At 60.1% G+C, this 303-nt stretch carries 1 protein-coding gene; it reads right to left on the reverse strand.

Annotation, left to right across the window (positions count from 1 at the left end; all coding sequences use genetic code 11):
• The coding region (locus CJ226_RS18345) for a hypothetical protein (protein ID WP_219720011.1) at nucleotides 1–212 on the reverse strand (212 nt) is incomplete at its 3' end.
• Between the last annotated feature and the right edge of the window lie 91 nt (nucleotides 213–303).

Consider the following 303-nt stretch of genomic DNA (forward strand, 5'->3'; position numbering starts at 1 on the left):
GGTACTTCTTCGGTGCTGCCATGACTCTCATCCTCCGTGAGTTGAGAGCCTCCACCGAACCCGGGGCGCTTCACAGACTGGATCTTCGAGAGGAACACCCAGTCTTCGCTGAACGGCCGCAGTTCCTGCCTGGCATGGTCGAACACACCGTTGTCCACCGGAATGAGGTGAGGCTCCAGCGTGCGTCTCCTCACGGGTGCGTGCGTGTGCATGCGCTTCAGTGTGGATTCGGAAAGTGTCAAGGCGGGTGAGACAGATTCCGTCAGGCGGTCTGTATGAGGGCCTCCTGTGAGGGCTGGTTGA

Source organism: Microbacterium sp. UMB0228 (genome assembly GCF_002871415.1).
Classification (GTDB): Bacteria; Actinomycetota; Actinomycetes; order Actinomycetales; family Microbacteriaceae; genus Microbacterium.